General features: G+C 47.6%; 12 protein-coding genes and 1 pseudogene. 4 read left to right on the top strand and 9 right to left on the bottom strand.

Annotated elements, in window-relative coordinates; all coding sequences use genetic code 11:
• Positions 1-7 precede the first annotated feature (7 nt).
• From LZD49_RS08895 to LZD49_RS08880, 4 genes are all read right to left on the bottom strand, one after another.
• Entirely contained in the window at positions 8-1,057 is a 1,050-nt protein-coding gene (locus tag LZD49_RS08895; protein ID WP_234666989.1) for an efflux RND transporter periplasmic adaptor subunit, read from the bottom strand.
• Positions 1,058-1,296: 239 nt separating this feature from the next.
• Positions 1,297-2,613 carry a TolC family protein gene (locus LZD49_RS08890; RefSeq protein ID WP_234666988.1) on the bottom strand — a complete coding sequence of 439 codons (1,317 nt, stop codon included), beginning with the start codon at positions 2,611-2,613 and terminating at the stop codon, positions 1,297-1,299.
• Positions 2,614-2,669: 56 nt separating this feature from the next.
• The gene (locus tag LZD49_RS08885; RefSeq protein WP_234666987.1) at positions 2,670-3,281 is read right to left on the bottom strand and encodes a TetR family transcriptional regulator; all 612 of its coding nucleotides are present in this window, start codon (positions 3,279-3,281) and stop codon (positions 2,670-2,672) included.
• Between the two features lie 314 nt (positions 3,282-3,595).
• Complete coding sequence (locus tag LZD49_RS08880) at positions 3,596-4,585, bottom strand: FAD:protein FMN transferase (protein ID WP_234666986.1); 990 nt, start codon at positions 4,583-4,585, stop codon at positions 3,596-3,598.
• 762 nt (positions 4,586-5,347) lie between these two features.
• Between LZD49_RS08880 and LZD49_RS08875 the strand changes: the two genes are divergently transcribed.
• Complete coding sequence (locus LZD49_RS08875; protein ID WP_234666985.1) at positions 5,348-6,931, top strand: amidase; 1,584 nt, start codon at positions 5,348-5,350, stop codon at positions 6,929-6,931.
• 153 nt (positions 6,932-7,084) lie between these two features.
• Here LZD49_RS08875 and LZD49_RS08870 read toward each other — a convergent pair whose 3' ends face one another.
• Entirely contained in the window at positions 7,085-8,584 is a 1,500-nt protein-coding gene (locus LZD49_RS08870; RefSeq protein ID WP_234666984.1) for a hypothetical protein, read from the bottom strand.
• A gap of 271 nt (positions 8,585-8,855) precedes the next feature.
• Here LZD49_RS08870 and LZD49_RS08865 point away from each other — a divergent pair, with 271 nt between their 5' ends.
• Positions 8,856-10,568 carry a hypothetical protein gene (locus LZD49_RS08865; RefSeq protein WP_234666983.1) on the top strand — a complete coding sequence of 571 codons (1,713 nt, stop codon included), beginning with the start codon at positions 8,856-8,858 and terminating at the stop codon, positions 10,566-10,568.
• 62 nt (positions 10,569-10,630) lie between these two features.
• Here the strand turns inward: LZD49_RS08865 and LZD49_RS08860 are convergent, their stop codons facing one another.
• Both LZD49_RS08860 and LZD49_RS08855 read right to left on the bottom strand, forming a co-directional pair.
• Complete coding sequence (locus LZD49_RS08860; protein ID WP_234666982.1) at positions 10,631-11,416, bottom strand: alpha/beta hydrolase; 786 nt, start codon at positions 11,414-11,416, stop codon at positions 10,631-10,633.
• A 103-nt stretch (positions 11,417-11,519) separates the two neighbouring features.
• On the bottom strand, positions 11,520-12,107 hold the full coding sequence (locus LZD49_RS08855) for a Crp/Fnr family transcriptional regulator (RefSeq protein WP_234666981.1): 588 nt from the start codon (positions 12,105-12,107) through the stop codon (positions 11,520-11,522).
• Positions 12,108-12,308: 201 nt separating this feature from the next.
• Here LZD49_RS08855 and LZD49_RS08850 point away from each other — a divergent pair, with 201 nt between their 5' ends.
• Together LZD49_RS08850 and LZD49_RS36020 are read left to right on the top strand one after the other, a co-directional pair.
• Entirely contained in the window at positions 12,309-13,562 is a 1,254-nt protein-coding gene (locus tag LZD49_RS08850) for an asparagine synthetase B (protein WP_234666980.1), read from the top strand.
• A pseudogene (locus LZD49_RS36020) lies at positions 13,519-14,146 on the top strand (Uma2 family endonuclease). Before LZD49_RS08850 ends, LZD49_RS36020 begins: the two are co-directional and overlap by 44 nt.
• Here LZD49_RS36020 and LZD49_RS08840 read toward each other — a convergent pair.
• Both LZD49_RS08840 and lpxB read right to left on the bottom strand, forming a co-directional pair.
• Positions 14,139-15,086, bottom strand: a complete 948-nt coding sequence (locus LZD49_RS08840; protein ID WP_234666979.1) for a helix-turn-helix domain-containing GNAT family N-acetyltransferase — start codon at positions 15,084-15,086, stop codon at positions 14,139-14,141. The pseudogene LZD49_RS36020 and the gene LZD49_RS08840 overlap by 8 nt on opposite strands.
• Positions 15,087-15,162: 76 nt before the next feature.
• The gene (gene lpxB, locus LZD49_RS08835) at positions 15,163-16,290 is read right to left on the bottom strand and encodes a lipid-A-disaccharide synthase (RefSeq protein WP_234666978.1); all 1,128 of its coding nucleotides are present in this window, start codon (positions 16,288-16,290) and stop codon (positions 15,163-15,165) included.
• Positions 16,291-16,312 lie beyond the last annotated feature (22 nt).

Genomic DNA, 16,312 nt, shown 5'->3' with positions numbered 1-16,312 from the left:
GAAATGTTTACTGCGCTACTACCGATGTGCCATTTTGCAGGTTGATCTGCCCGCTGGTTACCACCCGGTCGCCGGTTTTCAGTCCTTTGGTGATTTCGTAATATTCATTGGTGGTAGCACCAATCGCCACGTCGCGCAATACCGCCTTGCCATTTTCGACCACATATAGCTGTGGCTGCTTGGCCGAGCCCATAATGGCCTGCCGCGGTACCGCCAATGCCTCGCCCTTTACACGCGATGCGTTGGCAATAGAGCCGTACATACCTGCTTTTAATGGATTTGCTGACGAGTTTTGTACTGTAATTTCAACCGGATAGTTGTGCGCTTCGTCACCCTGGGCGGCTACCATCGTTACCCGACCATTCAGATTCACATGCGGGTACACGTCGGTGCGTACGGGAACCGGCTTTCCGGTCCTGAATTCATTCACTGATTTTTCAGGAATATTCACGACCAGTTTCAGCGAAGAAATATCCGTGATTTCCGCAATGGGCGTTCCCTGGCTTACTACCGAACCTTTTTCAACCATTTTGGCAGTAATAATGCCTCCGAAAGGTGCAATAATGCTGGTATTTTTAATCTGTTTGTTCAGTTGTTTGATCTGAGCCTGTGTGCTGCGGATATTCAGTTCCGTGCGTTCCAGATTCACTGCCGGTACGGCGTCGCCTTTTACGAGTGCCTCATAACGTTTCAGATCATTCTGGTAACCTTCCAATGTTACCTGCAATGCTTCCACCTGATAATGCAATTGCTCGTCGTCGATTTTCGCGATCAATTGCCCCGCAGCTACATGCTGGCCAACTTCTACATTGAGTTTGACGATCTCGCCACCGGCCTGGGGGCGGATTTCCACCTTACGATTAGGATCAAAAGAACCTAAAAAACCCGATTCCTGTGAAAGATCGCGCAGCTCAGCCACGGCTACTTTCACCCCTACCTTCGGATCAGGATCTGGGATATATACTTTCTGCTCCGTTTTTTCCTTGTTGCTCAGCAACTTCGCCGCCGTAAGCCCCAGCACGGCAATAATTCCCAGGAAGATGAATAGACGTTTCATGAGTGTTGAATGAGTGAATGATTGAATGACTGAATGATTGAATGATTGAACGGAGAATGAGTGAATTTTGAATGACTGAATGACTGAATTTTGAATACTTGTGATTCTGGAAGGATCTAAATAGAGTGGTTGAAATGAGAGAGAAATATTCACTCATTCCCCGTTCCACGGCGGTTCATTCAATCATTCAACCATTCGGTCATTCAATCATTGGTTTTAGCTGTTGATGAAGTTTGTTTTTATTTCTGAACGAGTTGCCCGGTAGCCTTTTTCCATTCGAGCTCGGCTTTCAGGAGTTGTACCAGCGAGGTGAGATAGTTGCTCTGGGCATCCAGCAGGCTATTTTCGGACTGGATAACGTCTGTGAGCGATACAGTACCTTCTTTGAATTGCAACTGGATCTGTTTATACACTTTTTCCGCTAGCGCCACCTGATCTTTCTTTGCATTGATATTCTTTTGTTCTACGCCGAACTTGTTCCGGGCGTTGTTCTCCTCCATTTGAATGGCCTCGCGAACCTGCCTCAGCTGTACATCCAGCTTCTCCTTGTCGATCTGGTTCTGGCTGCGCTTTGCTTTGCGCGCCAGGCCGTCGAAGACATTCCAATTGAGCTGTAATCCGGCCCAGTAGCCCGGCACATCCTGGAAGGTTGAGTGATCGCCGCCCTGTGCATAAAACGCCATGTTCGCCACACCGTAAGCATTCACCGTCGGAAGCAGACCCGACCGTATATTCTTGTCTTGCAATACGTTAAGGTCTTTTTGTTTTTGGAGAAGGGCTACATCCGTACGTCTGGTTTTGTCCCAATCCGCGTAGGCCGGCAGCGCCACAGTACGAACGCTTATAGATATACGTATAGAATCACTTTGCGAAATACCCGCGTAGTATTTCAATAGGTTAACCAATTGATTGTAATTGTCTTTAAGTGTTGCCTGCTGCGTTTCGGTGGTAGTTTTGTTAATTAAAATCCTGTCCACATCCACCCGCTGGCCAAGCTTGTTCTGATACAACAAATCCGAAACCTTGTAAAGGCGGTCGAGCGAAATCAGGTTACTGTCCAGAAATGCCATCTGCTGCGAGATGGTTACCAGATTATAATAGGCGTCGGTAACATTGTAAGCTACCTCTTCCTTTGTTTTAACCGTACTGAGCGATGTTAGCTCGCGGGTCAGATTTGCCGCTCTCAACGCATACTTAATGGACGGATTGTACAGTGCCTGAGTTACTTGTGCAGTGGTTGACAGATTATATGGCAAACCAAATGCCAGAGTAGTAAACTCGCCTTCCTTCCCGCCGAATGCACTCGCCGGCACTACCTGGCCGGGTATCTTGAAATACCGTTTGTAATCGCCCGACACATTCAGTGTAGGTAGGAGCCCCGATTTCACCTCGTCGATCTTCGCATTGGTTTTGGATTCCTCCAACCGTGCGGCCTGGACGCTAAAATCATTCTTCATGGCCAGATCGAGGAGTTGGTTCAGATCGTATTCCTGGGCCTGTGTTCGCTGAAATAACATCAGGCATAGCATTCCCGTGACATGGAACAGGTGTTTCATGGCTTGAATAAATGTTTATTTTAAATGTTTGTTTAATGAAGCGGCAAAAAAAATGACTACGCTAAGATGAGGTAGTTGCACACCATTGCCTTAATGTGCTCTTTCTGTTCCTCGGCATACTTGGCAAATTCTTCCTCATTCATCATGAAAAGCTCCTTATGGATTTCCTTTCCCATGAATATGAACTCAACGCCACATTTAATGAGCGGGAGGATATTTTCGAGTAGCATAGGCCTCACTGTCCCATTTGCAACCCCTTCCTCTATTTGCTTTTTCAGGTAAGTTTCCCGCACCTGCCGAAAAACCGACATATCGGGAAACAGCCTTTGAGGCGCCTTGTGCATCTCGTTCATAATGAAAATAACCAAGTCCGGCTCCCTTTTCATCATTTCGAAATCGTTATCGACGATCTCTGAGATTTTGGTTTTAATATCTATGTCCTTATTCAGGATTGTGAGCATGCTCTGGAAATACTCTTCCAGCACATCTTTGAAGATTTCCAGAAACAATTTCTCCTTGCTCCTGAAATAGTAGTTTGTTAACGCAATATTCATATCGGCCTCCTTCGCAATATCCCGCGATGTGGTACCGTCAAAACCCTTTTTCAGAAAAACACGCTTTGCCGCTTCCCTTATCCTGTCTTCACTTTTTTCTGTACCGCACTTCACGCTCTTGGTGTATTAGATTTTGTTAATGATTGCAGCTGCTTATTGAATCAACGATCCAAAGTTGGAGAATAGAAATAACAATGTCAAATATTTTAAATGATAAATTTAAACAATCATTTAAAATATACATTTAAAACTAATATTTGCTGCTTTTATCCAACTTATGCTCTTTTTTTACAAAACTAATCTGATCGCTGTTCTCCATATAGGCACTTTCAATACTGTTGGAATCCGAAACATTCATACAGCTGCGTAAACTCCCGTAAGGATCTGATTCACTGACTAATGCACGCCGCATGTTTTCCTCGCGCAGCCTATTCAAGCGTGTTCCACTCTGCCATGCCGCCTCCCTGCTTCTCGACGAGCCACACTTTACTGCCTTTGAAACGCCTGAGATACTTTCTACTCTTCTTGATTCCCGCTACACTAAATGCGGTGGCCAGCGCGTCGGCCACGGTGCCATCCGGGGAAATCACGGTCGTACGCACGTGGAAGAGTAGCCCGACACCCGTTTTCGGATCCACAATATGGGAATAGCGGACTCCTTTGTATTCCATATATCGATAAGTCGGCCCGGACGTCGCCAGCGCGACATTGGATAACTGCATAGCCCTGAGCGAATCGCTGCCGTTGGAAACATTAATATTCCAACCCATGGTGCCAGGAGGCGGATTTGTGAGCACGATCTTGCCACCCGCATCCATCATCGCTGATGTAATGCCTAATTTTTTAACCTCTTTAATCGCCTCTTCTGCAGCGTACCCCTTTCCCAACCCGCCGATGTCGAGCCGCATGCCTTTTTGCGTGAGCATAATGCTTTGCGTTTTGGTGTCCATTTTCAACTTTTTATAGCCGGTTCGCGAGAGTGCTTCGCGAATCTCCTCTTCGGACGGAAAAATATTTTTGCGCGTGGCACGGCGCCACAATTGCACCACCGGTCCTAAGGTAGCATCGAAAACGCCACCCGTTTTAGCACTGATGTCCTGTGAAATGGCCAGAATATCGAATAGATCCTTGCTAACTTTTACCCAGGTATCACTTCCCGATGTAGCGGAAAGCCGGTTAATCTCGCTTCCGTCTCGGTAGTCGCTCATGATCTCGTTCAGCTCTTCCACCCTTCCGAATGCATGGTCGGCCGCTACTTTGGCGATGGAATCGTTCTGAGCGTAAACGACAAGTTTAAATGGGGAGCCCATTAATCCCTTCTCGAACGTATAGCGCATTTCCTGGGCCAGTACCGGCGAAACAGAAATGGTAAAAGAAATCAGAAAGACGAAGCTGGTAACCTTTTTAAACGGATCCATTGACATGAAGAAGCGGGTAATCGGACGCCAAATTACTTGATCCAGCTCAAATCAGGCAGTAGTCGGGACATTATTTGTGTGGACAGCTGTAATGCAAAGAGGGTACGGACATCCCGTCCATACCCTCTTTGCTTCCGTTAGTTGTATACTTAGTAATCGCTATAATCGTCTATCAAATTGCCTTCCCCAGCGTGGTGGTGATGTGCATTAATAGCATCCTTGATAATTCCCGCACCTATAAATGGCAGGGAAATGACAGTCGAAATAATCATTGCGAAAAACATAATAGTTGCAAAAAATAACTTCCCGGAATACCCAATTACGTTCGATAAGAAGTTCATGCCGATGCAAATTATATTAATAAATTTCATTACCAAAGTTATAAAAATAACTGTGCCACCCAAAAAAATGTTCTTATTTTTGGAAATAATTTAATGATTTATAGATTTAATGCTACGCGTTATCATAAACTAGTAGCGTCGATTCTACAAAATCTAGAATGATTTCCGCTATTTGCGACTGCTGATAAAATTAGTTTTACATTCTCGCTCCTCCGAATTCATGAGCAATTTTTTAACGGCATTTCTACGCCTTATTTTCGCAGGGATACTCGGTGTGGCAGCTGCGTTTACTGCCATTATTATGTCTCCATTCCTGCTGATCATATGGATTTGGAAAAAACTCACTCATAAGCCTCCCCGTCGATAGATCAGCGCACTAGAGTTTTTATATTGCAGGTAAACCATACCCGTAATTCACTCCATGAAAAGAAGAAACTTTGTCCGGCTGAGTTCGGCGGCAGGATTGTTGGGCATGTTACCCGCATTCGGCGAAAGCAATCGCCAGGCTGTGGCTGCCGGAGAATACGCAGAAACGACCGTAGCCGAGATACAAAAACGCATGAAGGCCGGCCAGCTGACTTCCGCAGCGCTCACAAAATATTACCTCGACGAAATTGCCAGAATCGACAAGGCCGGACCCAAACTCAATTCGATTATTGAACTGAACCCGGATGCAATGCGCATCGCTTCGGCCCTCGACAAAGAACGAAAAGCAGGAAAACTCCGCGGCCCTCTGCATGGCATCCCAATACTACTCAAAGATAATATCGATACCGCCGATCAGATGAAAACGACGGCTGGCTCTCTGGCCCTGGCAGATAATGCGTCTTCCAAGGATGCATTCATGGTCAACCGGTTGCGGGAAGCGGGAGTGGTGATTCTGGGCAAAACCAACCTGAGCGAATGGGCTAATTTCCGCTCCACACGATCGTCGAGCGGATGGAGCAGCCGCGGCGGACAAACGAAAAACCCTTACGTGCTCGACCGCTCGCCTTGCGGGTCAAGTTCCGGCTCAGCGGTGGCGGTAGCGGCTAATTTGTGTGCTGTGGCGGTTGGCACCGAAACAAACGGCTCCATTGCCTGTCCGGCATCAATGAACGGCGTCGTGGGCATCAAACCCACCGTAGGATTGGTAAGCCGGAGCGGTATTATACCTATTTCCATAACACAGGATACCGCCGGGCCTTTTGGCCGGACGGTCGCGGACGCTGCCACATTACTTGGGGCCATGGCCGGACAGGATCCTGCTGATCCTCCCTATCACAAAGCGCCGCTGCCACTCCCAACTGACTATACCCAATTTCTCGACCCAAATGGTTTGAAAGGCAAGCGAATCGGCGTAGAAAAGACCATGCTGAAAGTGCACGAAGGAATCGATCCGCTGTTGAGCAAGGCATTGGAGCAGCTCAAAGCGGCAGGTGCTGAAATTATTGAAGTTGAATACATGAAAACGCAGAGGCTTCCGGGCGCGGAGTCACTTGTGCTGCAATATGAGTTCAAGGACGGTGTGAACCGGTACCTCACCACCTCCAATGCCAAAATCAAATCGCTCGAAGGGCTGATCGCCTTCAACACGGCAAACAGGGCGAAGGTAATGCCCCATTTTGGCCAGGAACTTTTTGAGTCATCGCAAGCAAAGGGGGATCTGGACTCAAAAGAATATAAAGAAGCGCTGGAAAAGATCCATGGTGTAGCCAATTCACTGAACGAACTATTCGACAAGAACAAACTCGACGCATTATGCGGCCCGTCCACGGGCCCATCGTGGTGTATCGATCTTGTGAACGGCGATTTCTGGACGGGATACGGCTCCTATGGCCCCGCTGCATTGTCGGGCTTTCCGTCTGTCACCCTGCCGATGGGCTTGCTGAACGGCCTGCCGCTAGGAATTTCGTTCCTGGGCAAAGCCTTCCGCGAGCCCGAGCTCATCAGCATCGCTTATGCCTACGAGCAAGTGTCAAAGAACAGGGTGGCGCCGGGATTTAAGAAGAGTGTTGGGGCTTGAATGACCGCTGACCGCCGACCGCGGACGATGCAGACCATAGACGATGGACCATGGTTTGGTTTTGTTGATTGGTGTGGAAATAGTCAGGTGTTTATTGACAGACAGCCATGGTCCATGGTCGATCGTCCATCGTCAGTCACTGGCCATCGGCGGTCAACGGTCAGCCGTCGGCCGTTGGCCGTCAACATTCTCCTGCGGCCTTGCCAGATACAACTCGTAAAACGAACCCTTCTGCCCGAGGAACTGGTTGGCTTCCTGCTGAGAGTAAACGGCTTTGCCTAATTGGTAGAAATCCTCATACTGGTCGTATGGATAGGGCGTGAATTTAACTTTATCGGGGAACAAAGAATGCATCACCACATTTTCACTCAATGCTCGCTTAATATGTGAGATCGGGACTACCAGGCCAAGTACCAGGAAAATAACGATGGGATATGCGACACGCATTTTATACCAGCCGGGATGTTCCTTCACCCATTCGGAGAAACGGTGGAGAATGAATAGCATCAGCAAAGTGAGTACCGGGGTGCTGCCGCGTAGGAACCAGTCGTTCCATTTACCCATCCGGAAAAGCGAAATAGCGATCAGCAGCAAAAACAAACTATGGATCACATTTGCATACTGACTCTTATGCAGTTTGAGAATGAGCACGATCCCATAGAGTACCGCCAGGTCGATCACCACGCCGAAGAAATAGTGGAAGGCGATTTCGTTCAGTGGGTTGAACTGCCAGATAAAACCTGTGATCACGGAGCTTTTCCCCTGTAAAAAGAAGAAGAATGTGGGAATGAATAGCAATCCAGGCACGAAAAGGTCCAGCATGGGCCTGGGTTTCAGAAAATACCGCGGCTCTTTGTAGTAACGCAGGATAATTAGCATCCCGAAAATGACCACGAAAACGATCGAAGGGAAAATCCCCCAGATAAAGATTGATGTCACCGCTAAAAAGCTCTTTTCCGGCTTTTTAGTATACACATAGTCATTAAACAGAATGCAGGAAACGATAATGATCGGTATAAGCTGGTTAGGTGCCCATTGCGTTTGGTACAATACGGGCCAGATTTCTGTAAAAAACGGCGGTACGTGATAGTTAAGCCCGATGGCATGCAGGAACAATACCTTGACAACGTGCCCGATCCCGCCCAATGAGAGAAAGAATATCAACGATAAATAGCTCTTGCTCGTAAAAATAAATATCCAGCAAATCCCGATAAAGAGCCCGATCGACGCCCAGAGATATAACGCGATGCCTGACGGCTCGCCCAGGCCTTTGGAAATCAATGCGGGAACGAGAAAGAAGCCGAAATAGTGGCAGGCATATCGACCATTCTCTTTAAACAATACCGGCCAGGACTGGTTGTATAAAGTGTAATATTTGGAATTATGCGCCAAGAAATCGAACGCCTGGAAACAAAGACCTCCAATTCCCGAAAAAGCGATAATAGCCAACGAAATGAATCCGATCTCGACCATATGACGGGTTGCGAGATCGGTTTTAAGCGCTTTTTCCCGCTGGTAGTTGATGGCGTACATAAACACAATCCCCACCGCCAGACACACCGAAATGGGCAATCTGAACCAGCTGATCGCGAAGATCAGGTTTGGCAGCATCAGGTAACCCAAACTTAAATTGCGAAGTACAGTTGTTTTCATTCAGTATACAGCATTCAATTACCACTCAAACGATACTTAGCAAAAAATACGACAAAATTAATAGAAATACTTTCAGTCAAATACAAGACAACGACTTATTTGTAACTGTTGCAACACACGTGTCATTTTTACTATTAAATATACTAAACATCCCGACTCAGCAGACAATGTACTTCGTAAGCGGGTGGGATTGATTCATAAACGCTACCACCGATCAAGTAACCGGCGAGCATCTGATCCTTTTTCCCAAAAGTATCCTAACCCGACTTTCATGGACAGAAGAGATTTCGTCAAAAACAGCGGCCTGGCACTTTGCGCCGTACCCATAGTTTCGTCGGCGGGCATCAGTGCACGCCGCATCAATGCCGATAGTAGGCCCCAGTGGCTCGAAACGCTGGTAAAACAGAATGATAAAAGCATTGAATCATTGAGAACTTATCAGGTCAAAGATTCCAAAAGCGCCGATCTGGGTGGCTTACGCGATGGTTTTGACCTGCTCAATCCGCATAGCACGGCTGCATTGATCCAATGGGGTGCCTGTGGCCTGTCTTCATCTTCCTCTAAATTTTATAAGTCGAAAGAACTGCTTGTGGATATGGATCTGGCAGCATTATATCTCGTCAAAACGCAGCATTCGGATGGGACGATCGATTTGCTGTCGACTAATTTTCATTCGACGCCAGACACCGGTTTTCTGGTCAAAAGGCTCACCATGGCTTATTCGCTGGTCGAAAAATCGGGTACGGAAGGAGCGGATAAAATGCTTGCAAACCTGAAAACCTTTCTCCTGCGTGCGGGTGACGCGCTGAGCGTGGGCGGCGTTCACACACCCAACCACCGCTGGGTCATTTCAGCGGCATTGACCAAGTTGAACGAACTCTGGCCCAATCCCAAATATGTAGCGCGGATACAGCAATGGCTGGCAGAGCATATCGACATCGACCGCGACGGGCAATACAATGAGAAGAGTACATTCATTTACTCCTCCCTCACCGACCGCCTGCTCATTACCGTCGGCAAGGGGCTCGGGAAAACCGACCTTTTCGACGCCGTCCGCAAAAACCTGGACATGACCATGTATTATGTACACCCGAACGCCGAAATCGTCACCGATGCCTCCGGAAGACAAGACAAGGCCATTGTGGGTACACTGGAAAACTACTATTACCCCTACCGATACTTCGCGATCAAAGATCAAAACGGCTCTTATGCTGCAATGTGCAGGCTGATCGAGAAAACGGCGGGGCCGAAAACCGGCGCGTTCCTGGATTACTTCCTGGCCGACCCGTCTCTTTGGGTGGAACTGCCGGCCGAAAGGCCGGTACCTGTCAATTATGTAAAGACCTTCCCCAACTCTGGTCTCGTACGCATCCGCCGTGACCGCCAGGATAGCACGCTGATTGCCAACAATCCCGTTTGGTTTACATTCATGAAAGGTAGTGCGGTTCTGCAGGGCGTTCGTTTCGCTTCCTCGTTTTTTGGAAAAGGCCAGTTTCAATCCGAAAAGATCAGTCAGAATGGTAATGAATGGGTGCTCACCCAGAAACTTGATGGACCGTATTTTCAACCCTATCCGAAAGAATCGATCGCCCCGGATGGTGATTGGGAGAAAATGCCGCGTAACTACCGTCCGCAAAGCGAAGTGCAAGTGCTGGAAACCAAAGTGGTCATCCGGGAAACTTCCGGCGGAATGGAAATTGAAGTGGTAACGAATGGCACCGAGCGGGTACCCGCCGCATTGGAATTGATTTTCAGACCGGGCGGAACGCTCAAAGGTGTTTCCAGAATTGAAAACACCAAAGATTCCTGGCTGTTAAAAGAGGCAACGGGCTCTTATGAATTGGGAGGCGATACCATTTCCTTTGGTCCGGGGCTGGCGCTGCACAAAAACGTTGCATTACGGGGAGCCTTACCGGCAATGGAAGCACCAACTGTATTTCTCACGGGTTTTACGCCTTTCAGACATGTAATCCGTTTTTCTTAGCTGTCTTCTTAAATCCATTTCCTGCCTCAGCGGCGGCCGCTACGCCGGGTTGGAAAGTGGTTTTAGTGTTTGCGGATCCAGTCGAGGATGTAATCGGCATCTTCTGTCCAGGTTGGCTGACCTAGCACGAAGTGGTTACGACCTGGGAATTCTTTGTAATCCAGCACTGAGCCATTGTTTTTGTAGGCTTTGAAATTGCGCAAATTCATCGACGCCGGGATAATATTGTCGAATTCACCGGAAGTAATCAGCAGTGGAGCGTGTGCTTTTTTAAAGTCGACTTTGGCTGCGGAGGTAAGGCCGCCGCGCGCTACGGTTTTCGATTCGGGGATCACATTTTCTGCCCAGGTGCGTTTTTGCTCATCGAGCGTCATACCATTGGTGAAAGCATATTGCCAGTCGGCCAGTGACATCAGGTAAGTTTTTTTCAAGGATGTAAATAGTCCCAATACTTTATATCCTGCTTTTAGGAATGAGAATTCGTAGGGGAGCACACCTTGTGGAGGCACTGGGTGAATAGCGATACCGGCAACCCCTAAATCGCGGTTAATCAATATCTGTGTGATCAATCCGCCCAACGAGTGGCCGATGATGATCGGTTTTTCGGGTAGCGCTTTTATAAAATTGGCATAATGATCAACAAGTTCAGTCAATGTCAGGCCGGCCAGGTCGGTATCATGAGGTTGTCTGTTTCTTAGTTCAGCGGCAGGAGCATCTTTATAAGGCCATGCAGGTGCATAAGTAGTGTAACCCTGGTTTTCGAAATAGGTTTTCCATTGGTCCCAGCCATGATGGCTTACAAATGCGCCTGTTACAAATACAACGGTTTTGGTGTTACTGGCTTTCATGATTTCTATCGGTTAAAAGTTGAATTTTCTTTCTCGTTCAATCTTTGAACACAACAAAGGTCAGCAGCTCAGCAGACTATATTCTTAACCCAAGTTAAGATCGTCATTTACCCACCATTCTTTTTCTGATCCGGCTTAATGAAGGCGCCTGAATGCCCAGATAAGAGGCAATGTGGTATAAAGGGACGTTATTAAAAATATCCGGATGGTTCCGGATTAATTCCAGGTAACGCTGCTCGGGCGTACGGAACATGAATTCTTCGGCACGGTTCATGGCGAGGTTGAATGCCGTCTCCGCCACCAGCCGCCCGAAACGCTCCCAGTGATGTGATTTGGCGTAAAGCTCATTGAGGTGATTGACGTGGATATACAGGACTGTCGATTCTGTCATCGACTCGGTATAATAGCTGCAGGGCGTTTGTGTTACGAAGCTTTTATATGCCACTACGACCTGGTTTTTAGAAAAGAAAAAGACATTCTTTTCATCTGCGGACTCGTCGTCAATGTAATAGGTCCGAAACACCCCGTCGAGAATGAACCCGAGGTATTTGCATACATTTTTGTATTCATTATAAAACTGTCCTTTCCCGTAGGTTTTCTTTTCCCAATAAGGCAATGACAGATCGAATGCCTGGGCATCGATTCCCGCGAACTGGTTAAGCGCGTAGTTTAGGATTTGCGTTTCGGTCATGGACAGGGAGCAGATGAGTAGACGTATATTCCAAATTTAGCCAGCAAACGCATCATTTCCGAAATGAAATGCAAATGCGGTAAACGCCTCGTTAAAATCGTTACAAAAACCTCATTTACAGCTGTCTAAATTGTTCTTTATTGTTTAAATTTGATACACCTCCCCTGACGATGCAGCTTCGGACTTCAAACGCTTCTTACTATGCTGAGAAAGATTCTACCGCTCGTGTTGGTTTTCCTGTCGCAGATCTGCCTCGCAAATCAGATCCTGATACCGATGGACAACACCCAGACCAACCATTTGAAGGCATACGGGCTGGCTTACATACTGCTGAAAGGGGACATTGAAGTAGAATGGCTGCTGAATTATCGCGGCGGCAGTTTCAAGGTCGGGTATAGTAAATCCATTGAAAACGAATGCAAACTAAGGGCCGTTTCCTACGAAGTGCTGTCGGAAGCAGCCAGCGCGCAGATGATATCCCAGATCAGTAATCCGAATGTGAATATGGATGTGGTGAAGCTGTTCAAAGCGGCTAAAATAGCGGTGTATTCTCCGATCAAGATCAGTCCGGCCGAATTTGAGAATACGGACGCCGTACTGCTGGTCCTGAAATATGCTGAAATACCCTTCGAAGTGATTTACGACGAAGAAATCATGCGGGGCGATCTTCCGAAATACGATTGGCTGCATTTGCATCATGAAGATTTCACCGGACAGTTCGGCAAAAATCTCCGCCGGACCAGCGAGGCCGACATCAAGGCCCAGGAAGCCATTGCAAGTCGTTACGGGTTTGCCAAAGTACCACAACTGAAACTGGCCGTTGCCAAAGCTATTAAGGAATTTTGTGCAGGTGGGGGTTTCCTGTTTGCGATGTGCTCGGGCGCGGAAACCTTCGATATCGCCCTGGCAGCGGAAGGTGTGGATATTGTCGATAACCTCGACGGCGACGGTATCGACCCTGATGCCCAAAATAAGCTCGATTTCGACAAAACATTTGCATTTCAGAATTTCAAATTGCAACTGGATGAATACGAAGGCATGAATTTCTCCGACATCAATTCCGCCGCCGGCCGTTACCGTGGCTGGGGCGAAAACGATGCCTATTTCTCCCTATTCGACTTCTCGGCCAAATGGGACGTCATTCCCGCCATGCTCGTACAAAACCACGAACATTTGATCCGTGAATTTTTCGGGCAAACGACCGCATTCTCCAAATACACCGTCAAACCCAGCTCGCTCGTGATGGGCACCAGCAGCACCTCCGACCGCTACATTTACGGCGAACTTGGTCGAGGCCAATGGACCTTCTACGGCGGCCACGACCCGGAAGGTCGCGGCGGGGGCGGCCGTCGCATGCCGACAGACCTCAACCTCTACCCCAATTCGCCCGGTTACCGGTTGATATTGAACAATGTGCTGTTTCCTTCCGCCAGAAAAAAGAAAAGGAAGACTTGATAATCCACAACTGGTCTCTGGTCATTCACAATTGACTTCCGGAAGGATTTTGGGTAGTTTAAAAAGATATCCAGCAACCAACCAACGCACGATGTCCGCAATTATCAAAGACGTTAATGAATTAGACCTGAGCGGCACTTACACCTATGCCGATTATTTGCTTTGGCAATTCAATGAGCGCGTGGAACTGATAAAAGGAAAGGTTTTCAAAATGTCGCCGGCGACGAGTACGCGACATCAGCAAATCTCGGGGAAATTACATTTGAGAATAGGGGGTTATTTTGAAAACCATTATTGTCAGGCCTTTTCCGCTCCGTTCGACGTTAGGTTGCCTGGGAGCGCCGGATTTAATCGTTGAAATTCTCTCCCCCGGTAATTCCAAGACACAAATGCACAACAAATTCAATCTGTACCAAGAATCCGGTGTTCGGGAATATTGGCTCGTCGAGTCGGCTCAAAGCGCGGTGCTAATCTACGTACTCAATGATGACGGCAAATATATAGGCTTACCGCCAGCCGTTGAATTAGCACAATCGTCCATTTTCCCCGATCTTAAAATAGATTTAGGAAAGGTTTTCAACTGATCAACGCGAGCTCCATCTTAATATCAGCCCGCTTGAAATTGTGCCCCGTCAGCGGCACCTCTTCGAAACCCAGCTTTTTGTAAAGATTAATCCCCGCCGCCGAGCCCTTACGGTTCGAATAGAGGATCACTTTACTCGCACCCAGCTCCCGCGCTTTCTCGATCACCGCATTTCCCAACAGATCACCGATTTTCTTCCCCCGCATGCTGGTTGAAACTGTCATTTTGCTCATTTCAACTACGTCGCCATTCCTTTTCAATGCACACGTCCCGACTGGTTCGTCGCCATACAATGCGATCAGGATCGCGCCGCCGTCTTTCAGATAATAAGTTTCCGGGTCGGAAAGCGTCTTCTCATCTTCTGGTTCCACTTCATAAGTTTCAGATATCCAGGCATAGTTGAGGTCGTAAAATGCTTTCGCATACTCTGGCTTGTAGTCCACAACGCGGACCGAAGCGGATGTTTCTTCTTGTTCCATTTTTTTGTAACGTTCAAAAAAACCTTCTTTTTTTAATTGGTATTCCGTTTCGTCCATGGCTTGCAACAGGTTATTGGCATTATCGATAATTTGTTCGGCTGTTTTCCTAATCTTATCCCAAACTGGCTGCATTCGCGCTACGAGTGCCGTCGCTTTTGCTGAAAGCCGCACCATGCGTTTGCGCTCATCCTTCTCATCCTTGAATGACTCAATTAAACCTTCCTTTTCAAGTTCCTTCAAAAGACTGATCGTTGAAGGATGCGCATACCCGATTTCCTCTGAAAGCTCCATAATGCCCAGCGACTGCTTCAAGTGAAGCGCATAGATAATCGGAAACCATTTTGGCTCGAAACTGATCCCATTATGCTGATAAATAAGGACTCCATCTTTTCGAAACTGATCACTGAGACGCTGCAATCTGGTCGAAATGGCGAGGGCTCCTACTTCATTAAAAATGTTCATAACATTCAAGCTTCAATATTTAGGTTTAAATATACGTAGACAACTACGTAAATAGCAAAAAAATATGTTCAATCAGCTATTTGAGCTGATCAGTATTTCCAGACAGATAATTAACAATTAACGCCCCTGTCCGCTCCGACGCCCCAGGCCCGCCGACCAACTCTGCAAGCCGCTCATAATCTTCCATCTGGCGCGAGTGCTCGCTTCCGCCAGGCAGAATGCGTTTCAACTCGCCGACAAGATTCTCTTCATTCAATTCATCCTGAATCAATTCCCTGACAGCTTCTTTTTCCAAAATCAAATTCACCAACGAAATAAAAGGAATGCGTATAAGCCGCTTCGCAACCGAATAGGAAATTGCGCTGGTCCGGTAGCAAACTACCTCGGGCACTTTTAACAATGCTGTTTCCAATGTGGCCGTCCCGGAAGTGACCAGCGCCGCCTCGGCAACCGATAGCAGGTCGTAAGTGCTTTCGTAGACGATCGTAGCTTTGCCGCTGGATAAATACTGGTCGTACAATGTAGAAGGCAGGTTCGACACACCCGCGATTACATATTGGTGTCCGGGAAAGTGCTTTTGTGTGGTAAGCATGGTGTCAAGCATGCCAATGATTTCCTGCTTCCGGCTTCCGGGGAGCAATGCGATAATGGGACGGTCGTCCAATCTATGTTTTCGGCGAAAATCCGGATCGGGGCGGAATGCGGCGATGGCGTCCATCAACGGATTGCCCACGTAGTCAACCTTGAAATCGTATTTTTTGTAAAAATCTATTTCAAACGGAAAGATCGCGAACATGTGGTCCACATTCGCCTTAATTTTCCAGGCGCGCTTCTGGTTCCATGCCCACACTTTCGGAGAAATGTAGTAGAATACTTTGAGCCCGTTTGACTTAGCAAAGGAGGCAATGCGCAAGTTGAAACCAGGATAATCTATTAGAATCAATGCATTGGGTTGGTATTCGAGAATATCCGCCTTGCATTTCTTCAGAAAACCCGTGATCGTACGTAAGTTCATGACCACTTCCAGAAATCCCATGAAAGCAGTGTCCTTGTAATGCGTCACGAGCTGCATACCCTCCGTTTCCATCATATCGCCACCCCAGCCTCTGAACTCGGCATTTGGGTCACTTGCTTTGATGCCTTTGATCAGGTTGGAGCCATGCAAGTCCCCCGAGCGTTCACCCGCAATGATGTAGTATTTCATAGAGTATCGGCGGTCGGCGGTT

Origin of the sequence: Dyadobacter sp. CY261 (assembly GCF_021440085.1) — a bacterium.
Lineage (GTDB): Bacteria > Bacteroidota > Bacteroidia > Cytophagales > Spirosomataceae > Dyadobacter.
This window is presented reverse-complemented; position numbering and strand designations above follow the sequence as displayed.

Bases quoted from the DNA above. Each gene is read 5' to 3' on its own strand.
- LZD49_RS08865 (WP_234666983.1), top strand. From the start codon at position 8,856: ATGGACAGAAGAGATTTCGTCAAAAACAGCGGCCTGGCACTTTGCGCC.
- LZD49_RS08855 (WP_234666981.1), bottom strand. From the start codon at position 12,107: ATGACCGAAACGCAAATCCTAAACTACGCGCTTAACCAGTTCGCGGGA.
- LZD49_RS08870 (WP_234666984.1), bottom strand. From the start codon at position 8,584: ATGAAAACAACTGTACTTCGCAATTTAAGTTTGGGTTACCTGATGCTG.
- lpxB (WP_234666978.1), bottom strand. From the start codon at position 16,290: ATGAAATACTACATCATTGCGGGTGAACGCTCGGGGGACTTGCATGGC.
- LZD49_RS08895 (WP_234666989.1), bottom strand. From the start codon at position 1,057: ATGAAACGTCTATTCATCTTCCTGGGAATTATTGCCGTGCTGGGGCTT.
- LZD49_RS08880 (WP_234666986.1), bottom strand. From the start codon at position 4,585: ATGGATCCGTTTAAAAAGGTTACCAGCTTCGTCTTTCTGATTTCTTTT.
- LZD49_RS08840 (WP_234666979.1), bottom strand. From the start codon at position 15,086: ATGAACATTTTTAATGAAGTAGGAGCCCTCGCCATTTCGACCAGATTG.
- LZD49_RS08860 (WP_234666982.1), bottom strand. From the start codon at position 11,416: ATGAAAGCCAGTAACACCAAAACCGTTGTATTTGTAACAGGCGCATTT.
- LZD49_RS08890 (WP_234666988.1), bottom strand. From the start codon at position 2,613: ATGAAACACCTGTTCCATGTCACGGGAATGCTATGCCTGATGTTATTT.
- LZD49_RS08875 (WP_234666985.1), top strand. From the start codon at position 5,348: ATGAAAAGAAGAAACTTTGTCCGGCTGAGTTCGGCGGCAGGATTGTTG.
- LZD49_RS08850 (WP_234666980.1), top strand. From the start codon at position 12,309: ATGCTGAGAAAGATTCTACCGCTCGTGTTGGTTTTCCTGTCGCAGATC.